The sequence below is a fragment of the Sphingomonas crocodyli genome (genome assembly GCF_004005865.1).
GTDB classification, from domain to species: Bacteria; Pseudomonadota; Alphaproteobacteria; order Sphingomonadales; family Sphingomonadaceae; genus Rhizorhabdus; species Rhizorhabdus crocodyli.
This window is the reverse complement of the sequence record NZ_SACN01000001.1, coordinates 1,795,718-1,810,323: the sequence shown is the minus strand read 5'-3', so window position 1 is coordinate 1,810,323 and position 14,606 is coordinate 1,795,718. Positions and strand designations below refer to the sequence as shown.

General features: G+C 66.6%; 14 protein-coding genes. 10 read left to right on the top strand and 4 right to left on the bottom strand.

The window, feature by feature from the left end; translation table 11 throughout:
- Positions 1 to 68: 68 nt before the first annotated feature.
- The 4 genes from EOD43_RS08665 to rsmA all read left to right on the top strand — a co-directional run bounded on the left by EOD43_RS08665 (position 69) and on the right by rsmA (position 5,585).
- Positions 69 to 2,312, top strand: coding sequence for an LPS-assembly protein LptD (locus EOD43_RS08665; RefSeq protein WP_127743007.1), 2,244 nt, complete (start codon positions 69 to 71; stop codon positions 2,310 to 2,312).
- A gap of 66 nt (positions 2,313 to 2,378) precedes the next feature.
- Positions 2,379 to 3,737, top strand: a complete 1,359-nt coding sequence (locus EOD43_RS08660; RefSeq protein ID WP_127743005.1) for a peptidylprolyl isomerase — start codon at positions 2,379 to 2,381, stop codon at positions 3,735 to 3,737.
- 19 nt (positions 3,738 to 3,756) lie between these two features.
- A complete protein-coding gene (gene pdxA / locus EOD43_RS08655) occupies positions 3,757 to 4,752 on the top strand; it encodes a 4-hydroxythreonine-4-phosphate dehydrogenase PdxA (protein WP_127743003.1) in 996 nt (331 codons plus the stop codon).
- Complete coding sequence (gene rsmA / locus EOD43_RS08650; RefSeq protein WP_127743001.1) at positions 4,749 to 5,585, top strand: 16S rRNA (adenine(1518)-N(6)/adenine(1519)-N(6))-dimethyltransferase RsmA; 837 nt, start codon at positions 4,749 to 4,751, stop codon at positions 5,583 to 5,585. Before pdxA ends, rsmA begins: the two co-directional genes overlap by 4 nt.
- A gap of 41 nt (positions 5,586 to 5,626) precedes the next feature.
- Here rsmA and EOD43_RS08645 read toward each other — a convergent pair whose 3' ends face one another.
- The 4 genes from EOD43_RS08645 to EOD43_RS08630 form a co-directional block, all read right to left on the bottom strand.
- Positions 5,627 to 6,151, bottom strand: coding sequence for a tetratricopeptide repeat protein (locus tag EOD43_RS08645; RefSeq protein ID WP_127742999.1), 525 nt, complete (start codon positions 6,149 to 6,151; stop codon positions 5,627 to 5,629).
- Between the two features lie 35 nt (positions 6,152 to 6,186).
- On the bottom strand, positions 6,187 to 7,368 hold the full coding sequence (locus EOD43_RS08640; protein ID WP_127742997.1) for an RsmB/NOP family class I SAM-dependent RNA methyltransferase: 1,182 nt from the start codon (positions 7,366 to 7,368) through the stop codon (positions 6,187 to 6,189).
- A gap of 165 nt (positions 7,369 to 7,533) precedes the next feature.
- The gene (guaB, locus tag EOD43_RS08635; protein WP_127742995.1) at positions 7,534 to 8,991 is read right to left on the bottom strand and encodes an IMP dehydrogenase; all 1,458 of its coding nucleotides are present in this window, start codon (positions 8,989 to 8,991) and stop codon (positions 7,534 to 7,536) included.
- Between the two features lie 81 nt (positions 8,992 to 9,072).
- Positions 9,073 to 10,125, bottom strand: a complete 1,053-nt coding sequence (locus tag EOD43_RS08630; RefSeq protein ID WP_127742993.1) for a GGDEF domain-containing protein — start codon at positions 10,123 to 10,125, stop codon at positions 9,073 to 9,075.
- Between the two features lie 176 nt (positions 10,126 to 10,301).
- Between EOD43_RS08630 and EOD43_RS08625 the strand changes: the two genes are divergently transcribed.
- From EOD43_RS08625 to EOD43_RS08600, 6 genes are read left to right on the top strand one after another with little or no spacing between them, the layout of a single operon-like run.
- Positions 10,302 to 11,006, top strand: coding sequence for a response regulator transcription factor (locus tag EOD43_RS08625; RefSeq protein ID WP_127742991.1), 705 nt, complete (start codon positions 10,302 to 10,304; stop codon positions 11,004 to 11,006).
- Positions 10,996 to 12,549, top strand: a complete 1,554-nt coding sequence (locus EOD43_RS08620; RefSeq protein WP_127742989.1) for a sensor histidine kinase — start codon at positions 10,996 to 10,998, stop codon at positions 12,547 to 12,549. The genes EOD43_RS08625 and EOD43_RS08620 overlap by 11 nt, the downstream gene beginning before the upstream one ends.
- Positions 12,546 to 12,980, top strand: a complete 435-nt coding sequence (locus tag EOD43_RS08615; protein ID WP_127742987.1) for an HPr kinase/phosphorylase — start codon at positions 12,546 to 12,548, stop codon at positions 12,978 to 12,980. The genes EOD43_RS08620 and EOD43_RS08615 overlap by 4 nt, the downstream gene beginning before the upstream one ends.
- Positions 12,977 to 13,915, top strand: coding sequence for an RNase adapter RapZ (rapZ, locus tag EOD43_RS08610; protein WP_127742985.1), 939 nt, complete (start codon positions 12,977 to 12,979; stop codon positions 13,913 to 13,915). The genes EOD43_RS08615 and rapZ overlap by 4 nt, the downstream gene beginning before the upstream one ends.
- A 1-nt stretch (position 13,916) precedes the next feature.
- Positions 13,917 to 14,324, top strand: a complete 408-nt coding sequence (locus EOD43_RS08605; protein WP_127742983.1) for a PTS sugar transporter subunit IIA — start codon at positions 13,917 to 13,919, stop codon at positions 14,322 to 14,324.
- A complete protein-coding gene (locus EOD43_RS08600) occupies positions 14,321 to 14,596 on the top strand; it encodes an HPr family phosphocarrier protein (protein WP_127742981.1) in 276 nt (91 codons plus the stop codon). Before EOD43_RS08605 ends, EOD43_RS08600 begins: the two co-directional genes overlap by 4 nt.
- Positions 14,597 to 14,606: the final 10 nt, after the last annotated feature.

The window sequence follows — 14,606 nt, the reverse complement described above, 5'->3', positions numbered from 1 at the left end:
GGAGGATTGCGGGACGCGCCGGGGGATGCGATAGGCGGCCCAATAAGCGCCGGTCGAAGCGGGGTTCAGTGAGGAAATTTGTTGCTATCCTGGCGGTGACGACCGCGCTCGCCGGGACTCCGGGTTGGGCGCAGAACCTGCTGGAGCCTGCCGCCGGTCCGCCGAACCAGGGCGATGCGCCGACCCCGGCGAACGAAGAGGAAGTGACCTTCGCTTCCGATCAGATCACCTATGATACCGACGCGGAGGTCGTGACCGCGATCGGCAATGTCCGCATGGCGCGGCGCGGTGATCGCCTGCGCGCCGAGCGGGTCGAATGGAATCAGAAGACCGGCGAGGTCCGCGCGTCGGGCAATGTCGCGGTCGTCAATTCGGGCGGCGACACCGTCTATGGCGACAGCGTGATCCTGACCGACTCGCTGCGCGACGGCGTGGTCGAAAATCTGCTGCTGGTGCTGAACGACGGCGGGCGGCTCGCGGCCAAGCATGGCGTGCGCAAGGATGGCGTCTCCACGCTGACGATGGCCGCCTATACGCCCTGCGCGGTGCTCGACAGCGAAGGATGCCCCAAGGAGCCGATCTGGAAGATCAGCGCGACCAAGGTGGTCCACGATCCGAACAAGCACCGGATCAGCTACGACAATGCGCGCATCAGCTTCATGGGCACGCCGATCCTGTGGCTGCCGGGCCTGTCGCATCCGGACGGATCGGGCGCGGGCGGCGGATCGGGCTTCCTGTTGCCGCAGGTCAAATATAGCCGGGTGAACGGCGCCGAATTCGCCCTGCCCTATTATTTTCAGCTCGCGCCCAATCGCGATCTTTCGATCACGCCGCACGTCTATTCGAAGGTGCTGCCGTCGATCGAGGCGCAATATCGCCAGTTGACCAGCAACGGCGCGTGGCAGGCGGCGGGCATGCTGACCTACGGCACCCGCGTTCCGATCAACGCCACCGGACCGACGCCCAATTCGGATCGCACCTTCCGCGGCTATATCGACGCGAACGGTCGTTTCCAGCTCGGCCCCAACTGGACGATCAGCGGATCGACCCGCCTTTCGTCCGACCGCAGCTTCATGCGGCGCTACGATATTTCGCGCGACAGCCGCCTGCGTTCGACGATCAACGCCGAACGGATCGACAATGACAGCTATCTGTCGATCGCCGGCTGGGCGGTGCAGACGTTGCGCGTGGGCGACAGCCAGGGGCAGCAGCCGATCGCGCTACCGCTGATCGATTATCGCCGCCGCATCGCCGATCCGCTGCTGGGCGGCATGATCTCGCTGCAGGCCAACACGCTGGCGATCACGCGCACGGCGGGGCAGGACACGCAGCGCGCCTTCACGTCGGCCCGCTGGGATCTGCGCCGCTATACCGCTTTGGGCCAGGAACTGACCCTGACGGCCTTTGCGCGCGGCGACGTCTATCACACGTCCAATATCGCTAGCACGATCACGCCCAGCTATCGCGGCGATCCGGGCTGGACGACGCGCGGGATCGGCGCGATCGCGGCCGACCTGAAATGGCCGTTCCTGGGTTCTTTCCTTGCCGGATCGCAGCGGATCACGCCGCGCGTCCAGATCGTCGCGACGCCGCGCACCAAGAACCTCGCCATCCCGAACGAGGATGCGCGCGCGATCGACCTGGAAGATTCGAACCTGTTCGCGCTCAACCGCTTCAACGGCTATGACCGTTGGGAAGATGGCAGCCGCGCAACCTATGGCATCGAATGGTCGGTCGACGTGCCGGGCATCGCCTTCTCGACCGTGATCGGCCAGAGCTATCGCCTGAACAGCCGCCCCTCGATCCTGCCGCCGGGCACCGGCCTCGAAGGGCGTTTCTCCGACATCGTCGGGCGGACGACGCTGCAATATGGTCGCTTCCTGGAGATCACGCACCGTTTCCGCATCGACAAGGACAGCCTGTCGATCCGCCGCAACGAGGTCGATGCCACGATCGGCAGCCGCAAGACCTATGCGACGATCGGCTATCTGCGGCTCAACCGGAACATCCCGACCACCGCGATCCCGGAGGATCTGCGCGATCGCGAGGAAGCGCGCCTGGGCGGCCGCGTCCAGTTCGCGCGCTACTGGTCTATCTTCGGTTCGACCACGATCGATCTGACCGGCAAGAAGGAAGACCCGCTGTCGACGGCCGACGGCTATCAACCCGTCCGTCACCGGCTCGGCCTGCTGTATGACGACGATTGCTTCGAGTTGGGCGTGACGTGGCGGCGCGATTATGACGCCGCCGGCGACGCCCGCACGGGCAACACCTTTCTGTTACGGGTGGCGCTCAAGAACCTTGGCCGCTAAGCGTGCGTTCAGTCGGGCCCCTTTAGGGGCGGGTCGACTTTGTGGGGAACGAGGATCCTACCTAGCGTGATTAATCTGTCTTCGAAGTTCAAGTCGCGCCTGTTGCCGGTTGCCGCGCTCGGCGCCGTTCTGGCCGTTGCCGCCCCGCTGGTCGCCCAGACGGTGGAGGAGCCGGACAATAGCGGCCTCGATCTCCCCAAGGATATCGCCGTCTTCGGCAGCCGCGATCCCAACATCCGCAAGGCGACCGCGATCGTGAACGGCACGATCATCACCGCCACCGACGTCGATCAGCGCCTCGCGCTCGTCCTCGCGGCCAATGGCGGTGATGAGAAGGTTCCCGAAGAGGAAAAGGAACGGCTGCGCCTGCAGGTGCTTCGCAACCTGATCGACGAAACGCTCGAGATTCAGGAAGCCGCCGCGCAGAAGATCGAGGTGCCCGCTGCCGAGATCAACCAGACGATGGCCCGCGTCGCCGCCAATGTCCGCCGCAATCCGACCGAGTTTGCAGCCTATCTGAAGTCGCAAGGCTCGTCCGCGGAATCGCTCCGCCGCCAGATCCAGGGTGAAATCGCGTGGCGCCGCGTGCTGAGCCGCCGCGTCGAGCCGTTCGTGAACGTCAGCGAGGAAGAGGTGAACGCGATCATCGCGCGCCTCAACGCTTCGAAGGGCGCGACCGAATATCATATCGGCGAAATCTTCCTGTCCTCGACGCCTGAGGCGATGCCCGCGACGCAGGCCAATGCCGAACGGATCATCGATCAGATCCGCAAGGGCGGCTCGTTCCAGGCCTATGCGCGCCAGTTCTCCGAAGCATCGACCGCCGCGGTCGGCGGCGATCTGGGCTGGGTGCGCGGCGAACAGTTGCCCGAACAGCTCGCCACCGCGGCCGCGCAGATGGGTAACGGCATGCTCAGCCCGCCGATCGCGGTGCCGGGCGGCTATTCGATCATCGCGCTGATCGACAAGCGCCAGGTGCTGACCGCCGATCCGCGCGATGCGGTCCTCGCGCTCAAGCAGCTGACGATCACCTTCCCCGCCGGATCGACCCAGGCGACCGCCGCGCCGAAGGTGGAAGCCTTCGCCAACGCCGTCCAGACGATCCAGGGCTGCGGCAAGGTAGCCGAAGTCGCCAAGACGGTCGGCGCCGACGTGGTCGACAATGATCAGGTCAAGATCCGCGATCTGCCGCCGGTGCTGCAGGACATGATGCTCGAACTGCAGATCGGCCAGGCTTCACGCCCGTTCGGTTCGCTGGCCGAAGGCGTCCGCGCGCTTGTCCTGTGCGGCCGCGACGATCCGCAAAGCTCGTCCGATCCCTCGTTCGAACAGATCTATTCGCAGATCGAGGAAGATCGCGTGAACCGTCGCGCGCGCCGCTATCTGCGCGATCTGCGGCGCGACGCCGTGATCGAATATCGATGACACAGGTAGCCGGGCGGGCATGACCATCGCACCGCTCGCCATCGCGCTGGGCGATCCGGCGGGCATCGGCCCCGAAATCGTCGCCAAGGCGTGGACGGTGCGCAACGCCCACGATCTGGCGCCCTTCTTCGCGGTGGGCGATTGCCGGTCGGTCGAGCGCGTGTGGCGCGGGCCGATCAAGCGGATCGGCTCGCCCGACGAGGCCGCGTCCGTCTTCGGTGAGGCGCTGCCGATCATCCAGATCCACGACACCGGGGAGATCGTGCCCGGCCAGCCCGATCTGGCGGGCGCCCGCTGCGCGCTGGACTCGCTGGAGCTGGCCGCCGGGCTGGCGCGATCGACGATGGTCGGCGGCCTCGTCACCGCCCCCGTCTCCAAGGCGCAGCTTTACGCGATCGGCTTCACCCATGCCGGGCAGACCGAGTTCGTCGCCGAACGCTGCGGCATCGCGTCGAGCAATGCGGTGATGATGCTGGCCGGCCCGACGCTGCGGGTCGTGCCGATCACCACCCACATCGCCCTGCGCGACGTGTTCGACGCGCTCTCGATCGAGCTGATCTGCGCCAAGGCGCGCGCCACCGAACGCGGCCTGGCCCGCAATTTCGGGATCGAGCGCCCGCGCCTCGCCATTGCCGGGATCAACCCGCATGCGGGCGAAAGCGGCGCGCTGGGCAGCGAGGAGATCGACCTGATCGCTCCGGCGGTCGAGATATTGCAGGGTGAAGGCATCGACATCGTCGGCCCCCTGCCCGCCGACACGATGTTCCATGCCCGTGCCCGCGCACAATATGACTGCGCGCTCTGCCTCTATCACGATCAGGCGCTGATCCCGGTCAAGGCGCTGCATTTCGACGAGGGCGTGAACATGACGCTGGGCCTGCCGATCGTCCGCACCGCGCCCGATCATGGCACCGCGTTCAACATCGCCGGCAAGGATATGGCGCATCCCGGCGCCATGATCGCCGCGATCGCGCTGGCGGCCGAAGCGGCGCGGAACCGTCTGCAGACCGCGTGAAACCCAAGGCAATCCCCGGCCTGCCGCCGCTGCGTGAGGTGATCGCGCGGCACGGCCTCTCCGCCGACAAGGCGCTGGGCCAGAACTTCCTGCTCGACAGCCAGCTGCTCGATCGGATCGCGCGCGTGCCGGGCGATCTGGACGGCGCGACGGTCTATGAGGTCGGCCCCGGCCCCGGCGGGCTGACGCGCGCGCTGCTCGAGGCCGGCGCGAATGTCGTCGCGGTCGAACGCGATCGCCGCTGCCTCGATGCGCTCGCCGAACTCAACGAGGCGTCAGGCGGTCGGCTGCGTGTGATTTCGGGCGACGCGATGAAGATCGACGAGCGTGTCGAGACGGGCGACGGCGCCCATATCGCGTCCAACCTGCCCTATAATGTCGGCACCGCTTTGTTCGTCCGCTGGATGACGCTGACCGAATGGGCGCCGTGGTGGAAATCGCTCACGCTGATGTTTCAGCGCGAAGTGGCCGATCGGATCGTCGCGAAGCCGGGCACCGACGCTTATGGCCGCCTCTCCGTCCTCGCCCAGTGGCGCGCGACCGCGACGATCGCGATGCCGGTCCACCGCTCCGCCTTCGTGCCGCCGCCCAAGGTGATGTCAGCGGTGATCCATGTCGTGCCCGCCGCGCAGCCCGAAGGCGTATCGATCGGCACGATCGAAGCCCTGACCGCCGCCGCCTTCGGCCAACGCCGCAAGATGCTGCGCCAGAGTCTGAAAGGCGTACCGGGTGCAGTCGACGCGCTGGCAAGCGCCGGCATCGCGGCGGAGCGCCGCGCCGAGACGGTCAGCGTCGAGGAATTTATCGAATTGGCGCGGGTGCTGGGCCGCTGATCCAAAAGTTTCCTATAGGAAACTTTTTCAGGTCGCCCCGATCAGTTCGCCTTGCTGGTCTCTTCGCCCTTCGGCGGAACCTTGGTCGCGGTCTGCGCAGCGACGACGGCGGGCGGCGGGCCCTTGGCGATCGCGGCGGCAAGCTGGGTCGCGGGGGCGCATTCGGCCTTGCAAAGGGTGCGGACGCGGGCGAGATTGGCGCGCGCACGCTCCATCGCGCCGCGCTGAACCATCGCTTCGCCCTGCGCGCCCAGCGCGTTGACGTCGTTCGGTTCGATCGACAGCGCCTCGAAATACATGCGGATCGCCTTGCCCGGCAGCTGCTGCGCCTGCGCGACGCGGCCGAGCGCGACGAAGGCGGCGCGGTTGCGCGGATCGATCGCGAGCGCGGTTTCCAGCGTGTCGTTCGCGGCGGCGAAGTTGCCCGCCTTCAGCTGCGACTGGCCTTCGGCGAGCAGCGCGAGCGACTTGGGGTTGATCTGATCATCGGCCTTTTGCGCGACAACGGTGCTGGAGACGGTGGCGAGCACAAGCGAGAGGGCGATGGCCGGCGGCGAGAAACGCATCAACATCTCCAACAGATAAGCACGGCGCGAGGCTATCATGCCTTGATTAGCCTTGCGACGAAAAAGCCGTCGGTTCCGTCCTTTTCCGGGGTCAACAGCTTTCCAGGGCCACGATACGCGCCTGTGGTGAACAAATCCTTGTCGGCTTGGACTCCGGCCGTCCGATCGACGAACGCCTGCGCCTGCCCCGCCCCTTCCTCATCGAGGACCGAGCAGACCGCATAGACGAGCGCACCGCCCGGCTTTACCAACGTGAAGGCCAGATCGAGCAGGCGCGACTGGATCGCGGTGAGCCGCGCCAGCCGATCGGGGGTGAGCCGCCAGCGCGCCTCCGGATTGCGTCGCCAGGTGCCGGTGCCCGAACAGGGCGCATCGACCAGGACGACATCGCAGCCGCCCATCAGATCGGCAATCGCATCCCCCTCCCGGTTCGGGTTCAACAGGCGGTTCTCGATGCCCGTTACGCCCGCCCGTTCGGCGCGCGGCGCGAGACGGGCAAGCCGCGAACGATCGGTGTCGGCCGCGATCAGGCGACCGCCGCCTCCCATCATCGCGGCGAGCGCGAGCGTCTTGCCGCCCGCGCCCGCGCACAGATCGAGCACGGTCATGCCCGCAGCGGCTCGGGTGGCGAGCGAGATGAGCTGGCTGCCCTCATCCTGTATCTCGATCAGCCCCTGCGCCCATTCGGGCGAAGCCTCGACCTTGGTGCCTTCGGGCAGGCGCAGGCCGATCGGGGAGTGCGCGGTGGCCTTCGCCTCAGGCAGCGCGGCCAGCATCGCATCGCGATCGGTCCGCATCGTGTTGACCCGCAGATCGAGCGAAGCGCGTTCGAGCAGGGCCGCCAGTCCGCTTTCGCCCAGGATCGGCGCGACCTTTTCGGCGAGCCATGCGGGGAGCGCCGATGCGGGCGATCCCGCTTCGTCGGGTGCGATCGGCGCCGGGCAATGCAGCGAGCCATCGAACAAGGCCGCCAGCGACGCATCCTCGCGCGCCAGCCCGACCAGCGCCGCGCGCCCGTTCGCCGGCCGCTCGCCCGCGCGCCGGATCGCGCGATAGACGAGGTCGCGCACCGCGCGCCGATCCTTCGACCCGGCGTAGCGCCGCGTCTTGAAATAGCGCGCGATCAGCGTGTCGGCAGCCGCCCCCGCGTCCCGCGCGGAAGCGACGATCTCGTCAAGCAGGTCGATCGCCGCCTGGGCGCGGGCTTGAGGTGTCATGCCAGCAAACTCCCCTCCCTATCAGGGAGGGGCCGGGGGTGGGTGCGAGCGACGAAGTCGCGAGCATCCTCGCTCGTCCCGTAAAGCTCCGCCTTCGGGCTTCGAGCCCTCGGCTGCGCCACCCACCCCCATACCCCTCCCTTGAAGGGAGGGGCGTTATGTCGGTCAGCGCGTCGGATAATTCGGCGCCTCGCGGGTGATGGTGACGTCGTGGACATGGCTTTCCTTGAGGCCCGCATTGGTGATGCGCACGAAGCGCGCCTTCTGCTTCAGCTCGGGGATCGTCGCCGCACCCGTATAGCCCATCGCCGCCTTCACGCCGCCGACCATCTGGTGGATGATGTCCTTGGCCGGCCCCTTATAGGCGACCTGGCCCTCGATGCCTTCGGGCACCAGCTTCATCTGATCCTTGATGTCGCCCTGGAAATAGCGATCGGCCGAACCGCGGCCCATCGCGCCCAGGCTGCCCATGCCGCGATAGCTCTTATAGGCGCGGCCCTGATAGAGGAACGTCTCGCCCGGAGCTTCCTCGGTACCCGCCAGAAGCGAGCCGACCATGACGCAGCCCGCGCCCGCCGCCAGCGCCTTGGCGAGATCGCCCGAGGTGCGCAGGCCGCCGTCGGCGATCACCGGAACGCCCGACTTGGCGGCTTCCTCGGCCGATTCCATTACGGCGGTAAGCTGCGGCACGCCGACGCCGGCGACGACGCGGGTGGTGCAGATCGAACCCGGCCCGATGCCGACCTTCACGCAATCCGCGCCCGCATCGATCAGCGCGCGGGTCGCCTCTGCGGTCGCAACGTTGCCGGCGACGACCTGGACCGAATTGGACAGGCGCTTCACGCGCTCGACGGCGCGGGCGACGTCGCGGTTATGGCCGTGGGCGGTGTCGATGACGATCAGGTCGCATTCGGCATCGACCAGCGCCTCGGTGCGTTCGAAGCCCTTGTCGCCGACCGTGGTCGCGGCGGCGACGCGCAGGCGGCCGCCCGCATCCTTGGTGGCGTCCGGATAGCTGACAGCCTTTTCGATATCCTTGACGGTGATCAGGCCGACGCAGCGATAGTCATTGTCGACCACCAGCAGCTTTTCGATCCGGCGCTGGTGCAGCATCCGGCGCGCCTCGTCCTGCCCGACGCCCGCGCCGACAACGGCGAGATTCTGGCTGGTCATCAGTTCGGACACTGGCTGCGCGGGGTTTTCCGCAAAGCGCACGTCGCGGTTGGTGAGGATGCCGACCAGCTTGCCGTTCGCCTCGACCACCGGAATGCCCGAAATGCGGTTGGACGCCATGATCGCGCGCGCTTCGCCCAGCGTCTGCTGCGGGCTGATCGTGATCGGGTTGACCACCATGCCCGATTCGAAACGCTTCACCGCGCGGACGGCGGCGGCCTGCTGTTCGATCGTCAGGTTGCGGTGGAGAACGCCCATGCCGCCCAGCTGCGCCATCACGATCGCCATGTCGGCTTCCGTCACCGTGTCCATTGCGGCGGACAGGATCGGGATGTTGAGGCGGATCGCCTTGGTAACCTGGGTGCTGGTGTCGGCCGAACTTGGCAGCACGTCCGATTCGCCGGGCCGGAGAAGCACGTCGTCGAAGGTGAGGCCGAGGCTGATGTCCATTGGGGTCCGAATCCTTAGCGGGGCGTTGGATTCGGGGCCGTATATGCCGGGTGGCGGACGGGCGCCACCCCTTCGTCGATATCAGTCGTCGCCGGCGATCAATACGCGGTTACGGCCGGCATTCTTCGCCTTGTAGAGCGCCTCATCCGCGCGCTTGAGCAGCGCGTCGCTATCCTCGCCCGGCTGAAGCTGCGCGACGCCGGCGGAGAAGGTGACGACGTCCATCGGCTCTCCGGTGGTGCGGTTGACCAGGCTGCGATTGCCCAGTTCGTCGCGCACCTCATCGACGCGCATCGCGGCGCGGCGCGCCATGATCCCGTCGAAAAGGACCAGGAATTCCTCACCGCCGAAACGGCCGACCAGAGTATCTTCGCCCACGCCGTCCGACAGCGCTTCGGCGAACATCTTCAGGATGCGATCGCCGGTGTCGTGGCCGTGCGTGTCGTTGATCTTCTTGAAATGATCGATGTCGCAGAAGGCGACCGACAGTGGATAGCCCTCCGCCTCCGCCTGCTCGATCGCCTCGAGCAGCTTCGCCTGGAAGGCGCGGCGGTTGGCGAGGCCGGTCAACGGATCGCTCTCCGCCGTCGCCTGCGCTTCGGCCAGATCGTCACGCAACGAAGCCATCTGCTCGCCCATCGAGCGGAGCTGCGCCTCGGCATCCTGCGTCTTGCCGATCATCGTGCGGGTGAGTTCGACCAGCAGGCCCAGCGCGGTCTGCGCCGGAACGCCGCCCTTCGTCATCGTGCCCGCACCGCTCGCCAGCGCGCTGCCATAAGCCTTCACGTCGGCGGTCGATTGGGTCACGAGGCCGGCGGCCATCGTCATATTCTTATGCGCGCGGCCCAAAAGCTGATCGAGCAGTTCGGACGAAATCTGGTTCGACGCGGCCTGCGAGATTTCGGCGGCGACTTCGGGACGCAGCAGACCGTCGCGCCGGATCGCGCCGTCGATCGCCGCGACCAGATTGGGGTCGTCCGAACAGAAGAACTGGTGCGCCAGATCATAGTTGATCGGGGTGGGATCGAGCTTGTTGGCGCGCAGAAAACCGCCGATCCGCTCGAACAGGTCCACAGGACGCTCGCCCGGATAGGCGGCGGACTTTTCGGCGACGGGAGGCTTTCCCTGGAACATGGCACCCACTGACAGTGATTTGGTTCGTCCTTCGCGTAACCGATGGAAGGTTAATTTTCGGTTTGCCTCATCCTTAGGTCGAAAATTCTTCATCGCGCGCTCGATTGCGCGCCGGTTGAACCCGGCGCGTCGCTGCGCTAACCCGGTTGTCAATTACGAGGAGGCCAAACGGTCCCATGTCGGCAACGATCGCGCTCGTCGACGACGATCGCAACATTCTCACCTCGGTCTCGATCGCGCTCCAGTCCGAAGGTTTCGTCGTGCGGATCTATTCGGACGGCGACACCGCACTGAAGGCGTTGCTCGACAATCCCCCCGATCTGGCGGTGCTCGACATCAAGATGCCGCGCATGGACGGGATGGAATTGCTGCGCCGCCTGCGCGAGAAAAGCGACGTGCCCACCATCTTCCTGACGTCAAAGGATGATGAGCTCGACGAGGCGCTGGGCCTCGCAATGGGCGCGGACGATTATATCACCAAGCCCTTCTCGATCCGGCTGCTGGTCGCCCGCATCCGCGCGATCCTGCGCCGCACCGATGCGCGCGCCGACAGCGCCGAGCCCGATGCGCCGCCCGCCGAACGGATCACGCGCGGACGGCTGGAGATGGATCCGGCGCGCCACAAGGTGAGCTGGGACGGCAAGGAAGTGACACTGACCGTCACCGAATTCCTGATCCTCGAGGCACTGGCGCAGCGCCCCGGCTTCGTGAAGTCGCGCGATCAGTTGATGGACACCGCCTATCAGGACGATGTCTATGTCGACGATCGCACGATCGACAGCCACATCAAGCGGCTGCGGCGCAAGTTCCGCGCGGTCGATAACGAATTCAAGGCGATCGAGACGCTCTACGGCGTGGGTTACAGGTTCGGTGAAGAGTAAGGACGACGTGCTGCAGGGGTCGGCGCGCACGTCGCTGACCACGCGCATCCTGGCCGTGAACATTTTCGCGCTCGCCTTGCTCGCGGGCGGCTTCTTCTATCTGGACAGCTTCCGCGCCCAGCTGGTCGATGCGCGCATCGCAGAAACGCAGACCCAGATTTCGCTGATCGCAGCCGGCGCCTCTGCGGTGCCCGACGACAGCAAGGCGAAGCTGCTGGCCGAGTTCGGCGAACAGACCGACATGCGGCTGCGCCTCTACGATCTGGCGAAGCCGAATGCGCCGCCCATGTTCGACAGCTGGACGATATCGCCCCCCACCTATCAGTTGCGCGATCCATCGCAGGAGGATTGGGAAAAGCGCGTCGCGCGTTTCCTCGATCGCTTCATCGATCGGATCGTCGGCGCCGATCGGCCGGGTTTCTTCGAGGAGCCCGTTCATGACAGGCTGACAAGCTGGCCCGAAGTGCGTGCATCGATGCGCTCCGGCCAGGTCTTCACCGACGTGCGCCGCGCGGCGGATCGGACCCCGGTGGTGGTGGGCGCGCTGCGGCTGCCGCGATCGAACCATATCCTGCTGTCCACCGAGAATCAGCGCGACATCGTCCGCATCGTCCGTGCGGAGCGGCTGCGGTTGGGCATCGTCCTGCTGATCGTGGTCGGCATGTCGGTGTTCCTGTCGCTGTTCCTGGCGCGCACGATCGTCCGCCCGCTGCGGCGCCTCGCGCTCGCCGCGCATCGGGTGCGGCTCGGCCGCGCGCGTGAGGTGCAGGTGCCCCGCCTCCCCTCGCGCCGTGACGAGATCGGCACACTCGCCCGCGCGCTCAGCGACATGAGCCTTGCGATCCGCCAGCGCATCGACGCGACCGAAGCCTTCGCCGCGGACGTGACCCACGAACTCAAGAACCCGCTCGCCTCGCTGCGTTCCGCGGTCGACAGCCTCGCTCTGGTCAAGGATCCCGCGCTCAAGGAGCAGCTGGTCGATGTGATCCGCGACGATGTCGGCCGGCTCGATCGCCTGATCACCGACATTTCCGAAGCATCGCGCGTCGATGCCGAACTGGCGCGCGCGCGGTTCGAGACGATCGACCTCGGCGTGATGATCGAGGGGTTGTTGCAGGCGCGCGAGCAGCGCGGGTTGAACGAGGACGTCCGCGTCGCCTTCGCCCGCCCGCATCGCGGCAGCGCGGTGGTGTTCGGCGATGGATCGCGGCTGACGCGCGTGGTCGAAAACCTCGTCGACAATGCGATCTCCTTCTCCCCGACCGGCGGCCTCGTTCAGGTCGCCGCGACCCTCGATGGAGAGGATGTCGTGGTCCGCGTGGAGGATGAGGGGCCGGGCGTGCCGCCCGAAGCGCGCGAGGCGATCTTCAACCGTTTCCACAGCGTCCGCCCCGAAAGCGAGGCGTTCGGCCGGCATTCGGGCCTCGGCCTCGCCATCGCAAAGGCGATCGTTGAGGGGCATAATGGCTCGATCGAGGTGATCGACCGCGATTTCGGCCCCGGTGCAAAATTCGTGATCCGCCTGCCGGTGGCAGCGATATGAGCGGCACCCTGATCCACGCCACCTGCGTCGCGATCGAAGGGCGCGGCCTGCTGCTCTCCGGGCCGTCGGGCAGCGGAAAATCCGATCTCGCGCTCCGCCTGATCGATCGCGGGGCGCGGCTCGTGTCGGACGATTACACAAGGCTCGAAGCGCGCGGGGACGTGCTGATGGCCTGCCCCGCCCCCCGGATCGAGGGACGGATCGAGGTGCGCGGCATCGGGATCGAGGAGGTCGAGCCTGCCGGCGAAACCCCCGTCGCCCTCCTCCTCCAGCTCGACGAAACGCCCGAGCGGCTGCCCGATGTCGAGGCGCATATGATGACGATCGAGGGTATCGCGATCCCCGCTCTGCCCTTCGCGCCGTTCGAACATAGCGCGCCGATCAAGGCCGAGGCGGCGCTGCGCCGATATGGTATAGACCTGACACGATGACAGCCCCCCGCCCCGATCGCATCCTGTTCGTCACCGGCATGTCGGGTTCGGGCAAGAAGACCGCGCTCAAGACCTTCGAGGATATGGGCTGGGAAACGGTCGACAATCTTCCGCTCTCGCTGGTCGATTCGCTGCTGGGCGCGGCCCCGGCCGAGGGCGCGCAGGGGCTGAGCCGCCCGGTCGCGATCGGCATCGATAGCCGCACGCGCGAGTTCGACGTCGCCCGCATCGTGCGCGGCGTGCGCCAGTTGCGCGACGAGGAAGGTCGCGACGCGCAAATCCTGTTCCTCGATGCCTCTGGCGCCGAAATCGCCCGCCGCTATTCGGAGACGCGCAGCCGGCACCCGCTGGCGCTCGATCGCCCGATCGAGGACGGCATCACCTACGAACGCGAACTGATGGCCCCGCTGCGCGAAGCCGCCGATCATCTGATCGAGACCACCGGCCGCACGACCAACGATCTGCAGGCGCTGCTGCGTCAGGCGTTCGGCGATGCCGGACAGCCTTCGCAGTTGACCGTGATGAGCTTCGCCTTTTCGCGCGGGGTGCCGCGCGACGCGGACCTGGTTTTCGACATGCGCTTTCTGCGCAATCCGCACTGGGACCCCGATCTGCGTCCCATGACGGGACTCGATGCCCCGGTCGGCGCCTATATCGCCGCCGATCCGATCTGGCCGGAGAGCCGCCAGCGGATCGAAGACCTGCTATTACTGTTGCTTCCGCGCTACGAAGCGGAAGGAAAAAGCTATGTCACCATTGCAATAGGCTGCACCGGCGGGAAGCATCGCTCTGTCCATATGGCAGAGACTGTCGCTGCCCGGTTGCGCGACGCGGGTTTTTCGCCCACGTTGCGCCATCGCGATCTGGTTCTGAAGAAACCGGACGCCCAGGGGGATGGCCGAGCCGGGGTAATGTTGAAACGGTCGGACGGATGAGATGATCGGATTGGTGCTCGTGACGCATGGCCGGCTGGCGGCTGAGTTCGTGACGGCGATGGAGCATGTGGTGGGCCCGCAGACCGCGATCGAAGCGATCTGCATCGGTCCGGACGACGACATGGAAAGCCGTCGCGCCGATATCGCGCGCGCGGTGAAGGCCGTCGACGCCGGCGACGGCGTGATCCTGTTGACCGACCTGTTCGGCGGCACGCCCTCCAACCTCGCCATCTCGCTGATGGAGCCCGGCCGGGTCGAAGTGATCGCAGGGATCAACCTGCCGATGCTCATCAGGCTTGAAGGCGCGCGCAAGATGATGAAGATCAAGGCTGCCGTGGCCGCCGCCCGCGATGCGGGACGCAAATATATATCGGTCGCTTCGGAAGTTTTGGGAGAAGCTGCCGCATGAGCCTGGTCCTTCAGAAAGAAGTCCAGATTACCAATATTCGGGGGCTCCATGCCCGGGCGAGCGCGAAGTTCGTGACGCTCGCCAGCGCGCAAAGCGCCGAAGTCGAAGTCGAAAAGGATGGATCGAAGGTCGCGGGCACCTCGATCATGGGACTGATGATGCTGGGCGCCGCCAAGGGCGACAGCGTGATCATCTCCACCAAGGGTGACGGCGCCGAAAAGGCGCTCGCCGTGCTCGTCGAACTGGTCGAGGGCAAGTTCGGCGAGGATTGATCGACCGGCT